Source organism: Chitinimonas sp. (assembly GCF_041904975.1).
Taxonomy (GTDB): domain Bacteria; phylum Pseudomonadota; class Gammaproteobacteria; order Burkholderiales; family Chitinimonadaceae; genus Chitinimonas.
Genome location: NZ_JAYRLZ010000353.1, coordinates 1 through 3,795 on the forward strand (window position 1 = coordinate 1; position 3,795 = coordinate 3,795).

Genomic DNA, 3,795 nt, shown 5'->3' on the forward strand with positions numbered 1-3,795 from the left:
GCGCGCGAGCTGATGATGGGGGTGACGCGCGATGCGGTCTTCGGCCCGGTGGTGGCCTTTGGCTCCGGCGGGCTGACCGTGGAAGTGTTCAACGATGTAGCGGTGACCCTGCCGCCGATGAATGAGCTGATTGCCGGCAATCTGATCCGCCGCACCCGCATTGCCAAGGCGCTTGGCCCGTTCCGCAACCAGCCGGCTGCCGATATGGAAGCGGTACGCGACATCCTGCTGCGGGTGGCGGAAATGGCCTGCGAGCTACCGGAAATGGTGCAACTCGACCTGAACCCGGTGGTGGCCGATGAACACGGCGCAGTAGCAGTCGACGCCAGCATCCTGGTGGCGCCGCTGCCGCAACGGTTCCGCCGCTACGACCATATGGCGGTCTACCCCTACCCCACCCATCTGGTGGCCAAGGGCAAGCTCAAGGACGGCCTGCCCTGCGTGATGCGGCCGATCCGCCCGGAAGACGCCGATGAATTGCAGCGCTTCGTGCGCGACGAGCTGTCGGAAGAAAGCCGCTTCAACCGCTTTATGAGCACCCTCAAGCAGCTGCCGCCCAGCCTGCTGGTGCGCTTCACCCAGCTCGACTACGCGCGTGAAATGGCGCTGGTGGTAACGGTGAGCGAGGGCGGCGCCGAGCACATTACCGGTGTGGCACGCTACACCGCCAACCCCGATGCCGCCAGCTGCGAATTCGCCATTTCGATTGGCGATCGCTGGCAGGGCAAGGGCTTGGGCTACCAGCTGATGCATGCGCTCTTCATGGCAGCGCTCGATTCCGGCCTGCACACCATGGAAGGCGAAATCCTTGCCAGCAATACCCATATGCTGGGCCTGATGCGCAAGCTCGGCTTCGAGGTGCGCCCGCATCCGGACGATATGTCGCTCAAATGGGTAGTCCGCACGCTGTAAGATCGAACGGCGACACGCCATGCAGACGGCTCCGACAAACCAAGGAGACGATGCTTGCCGCCCTCACCCCAAACTTCAGACAGGACTACCAATGACCCTGACGACAAGCCAGCTCGCCTTGCTGGGCTACCTGGGCTGGACCATGCTGCTGGCGCTATTGCTGGTGATGCATCGCGGCCTGTTCATGCTCGGCGGCAAGCGCCGTATCGATGGCTTTACCGCCGATAACAAGGGCTTGAGCGCCTTTGGCGAGCGTGCCGCCCGCGCCCATGCCAATGCGGTGGAAAACCTGCCGGTGGCCGGCGGTATCTTGATGTATGCCATCGCCAGTCAGCAGACCGCCGTCACCGACCCGGCCGCCGTTTGCCTGTTGCTGCTACGCGTGGCCCAGTCACTGATCCATCTGAGTGGCACCCGGCCCTGGCAGATCTGGCTGCGGCTCAGCTGCTTTCTGGCGCAACTGGCCATCTGCGCCTATTGGCTGCTGGGACTGGCAGGCGTGAGCGTTTAGGCAGCGCCGGCCATGACCTCTGCCGATATCTCACTGTGTATGAGGCAGCCAAGCCATGATGAGCCCGCATGTGCTCCAAGTGACTTTAGGTGGCAGGACGGAGCCGCCACCGTGTCTGCCATGTCGAATCAGGCGAACAGCTCGGCCTCGGCCAGCAATTTGCCCAGCTTGTCCTTGGCCGATAGCTGCGGCTCGCCATCGAATTCCCAGTTGATGCCGATGGCCGGGTCATTCCAGGCGATGCAGCGCTCGTGCTCGGGCGCCCAGTAATCAGTGGTCTTGTACAGAAACTCGGCGCTGTCGCTCAGCACGACAAAGCCATGGGCAAAGCCGGCCGGCACCCAGAACTGGCGCTTGTTTTCGGCCGACAGACGCACACTGACCCACTGGCCAAAGGTAGGCGAGGACTTGCGGATATCCACCACCACATCGAGCACCTCGCCGGCGGTGCAGCGCACCAATTTGCCCTGCGCATGCTGAATTTGATAATGCAGGCCGCGCAGCACGCCCTTGGCCGATTTGCTGTGATTGTCCTGCACGAACTGGCCGTCAAAACCGGTCAGCTCGCGGAAAGTGCGCTCATTGAAGCTTTCATAGAAAAAGCCGCGATCATCGCCGAACACCTTGGGTTCGAGAATGACCAGATCGGGAATGGCAGTGCGAATGGCTTGCATGGGAGTAACCGTCGATGAAATGCGGCGAAAGATAGCAGAGCCGGCACGAATGCGCATCGCCCCGGCGGGCCGTTACAATGCGCGCCATGACACGATTGAGCCTGCTAGACGAACTCGCCGACGGCCTCGCTGCACTGGAGCGGCAACATCTGCGCCGGCGGCGCCGGGTGGTCGACTCCGCCCAAGGTGCAAGATTGCAGCGCGACGGTCGCGAGCTGATCAATTTCTGCGGCAATGATTATCTGGGCCTGGCGGCCCATCCACAACTGATTGCAGCGGCCAGCGCCGGCTTGCAAACCTATGGCGTGGGCAGCGGTGCATCGCATCTGGTGTGCGGCCATCAAGCGCCGCATGAGCAGCTGGAGCACGACTTCGCCGCCCTGCTCGGCCTGCCGGCGGCGCTGGGCTTCTCAACCGGCTACGCCGCCAACCTCGGGGTGATCACCGCCTTGCTCGGGCGCGGCGATGCGGTGTTTGCCGACAAGCTCAACCACGCCTCGCTCAATGATGGCTGCCTGCTCAGCCGCGCCAGTTTTCACCGCTTTGCCCATAACGATCTGGCCCAGCTGGAGCAGCTGCTTGCCACCTCATCGGCGCGCCGCAAGCTGATTGCGGTCGATGCGGTGTACAGCATGGATGGCGACCTCGCCCCGCTTCCGGCTCTGCTGGCGCTGGCCGAGCAATACGATGCCTGGCTGTATCTGGATGATGCGCACGGCTTCGGCGTGCTGGGTGATGGCCGAGGCAGCCTGGCCCACTGGCAGCTGGCCTCGCCACGCATCATCTATATGGCCACCCTCGGTAAAGCAGTTGGCACCGCTGGCGCACTGGTCGCCGGCGAGCAAGTGCTGATCGACTGGCTGAGCAACAAGGCGCGCACCGCCATTTACACCACCGCCGCGCCGGCGGCACTGGCGGCCGCCACCCGCACCGCGCTGCAAATAATTGCGAACGAGCCATGGCGACAACAGCGCCTGTTCCAGCATATCCAGCGTTTTCGCGCGGCGCTGGCCGGTAGCCGCTATGCGCTGCTGGATTCGCCCACGCCTATCCAGCCCATCATCCTGCCGACGAGCGAGCAGGCACTCGAATTGGCGCAGGCATTGGAGCAACGCGGCCTGTGGGTGGTGGCGATCCGCCCGCCCACCGTGCCGACGCCGCGCCTGCGCATCACCCTGTCGGCCGCCCATGGCGACGACGATCTCGACCAATTGCTACATGCCCTGCTGGAGCTGCAATGAGCCTGTTTATCGATACCCGGGGCCAGGGCGAAGACTTGGTGCTGATCCACGGCTGGGGCATCCATGGCGCGGTGTTCGACCGCCTGGCCGACCAGCTGGCCGAGCACTTCTGCGTGCATATCGTCGATCTGCCCGGCTGCGGCGCCAGCGCCATGCAGGCGCCCTACACCCTGGCAACCCTGGCCGACACGCTGGATGCAGCCTTCCCGCTGCCGGTACATGTGCTGGGCTGGTCGCTCGGCGGCGCAGTGGGCGCGCAATGGGCCTTGCAAAACGCCGACAAACTGCGCTCGCTGACTCTGTGCGCCTCCTCGCCCTGCTTTATGCAGCGCGACGACTGGCCGCACGCCACCCCGTCCACCACCCTCGCCGCTTTTGCCCATAGCCTGGCCGACGACTATGCCGCCACGCTGGAGAGGTTCCTGGCCCTGCAGGTAATGGGCAGCCGCGATGGCCG

General features: G+C 64.2%; 5 protein-coding genes. 4 read left to right on the forward strand and 1 reads right to left on the reverse strand.

Features of this window, described 5'->3' with window-relative positions:
- Together ACE3OH_RS20585 and ACE3OH_RS20590 are read left to right on the forward strand one after the other, a co-directional pair.
- On the forward strand, positions 1-912 hold a 912-nt coding region (locus ACE3OH_RS20585), incomplete at its 5' end, for a GNAT family N-acetyltransferase (RefSeq protein ID WP_374357569.1).
- A gap of 91 nt (positions 913-1,003) precedes the next feature.
- A complete protein-coding gene (locus ACE3OH_RS20590; RefSeq protein ID WP_374357572.1) occupies positions 1,004-1,423 on the forward strand; it encodes an MAPEG family protein in 420 nt (139 codons plus the stop codon).
- A gap of 128 nt (positions 1,424-1,551) precedes the next feature.
- Here ACE3OH_RS20590 and rfbC read toward each other — a convergent pair whose 3' ends face one another.
- Positions 1,552-2,097 carry a dTDP-4-dehydrorhamnose 3,5-epimerase gene (rfbC, locus tag ACE3OH_RS20595; protein ID WP_374357575.1) on the reverse strand — a complete coding sequence of 182 codons (546 nt, stop codon included), beginning with the start codon at positions 2,095-2,097 and terminating at the stop codon, positions 1,552-1,554.
- Between the two features lie 86 nt (positions 2,098-2,183).
- Between rfbC and bioF the strand changes: the two genes are divergently transcribed.
- Both bioF and ACE3OH_RS20605 read left to right on the forward strand, forming a co-directional pair.
- Positions 2,184-3,338 (forward strand): 8-amino-7-oxononanoate synthase, encoded by a 1,155-nt coding sequence (bioF, locus tag ACE3OH_RS20600; protein WP_374357578.1) that lies wholly within the window; start codon positions 2,184-2,186, stop codon positions 3,336-3,338.
- The coding region (locus tag ACE3OH_RS20605; RefSeq protein ID WP_374357581.1) for an alpha/beta fold hydrolase at positions 3,335-3,795 on the forward strand (461 nt) is incomplete at its 3' end. The genes bioF and ACE3OH_RS20605, both read left to right, overlap by 4 nt.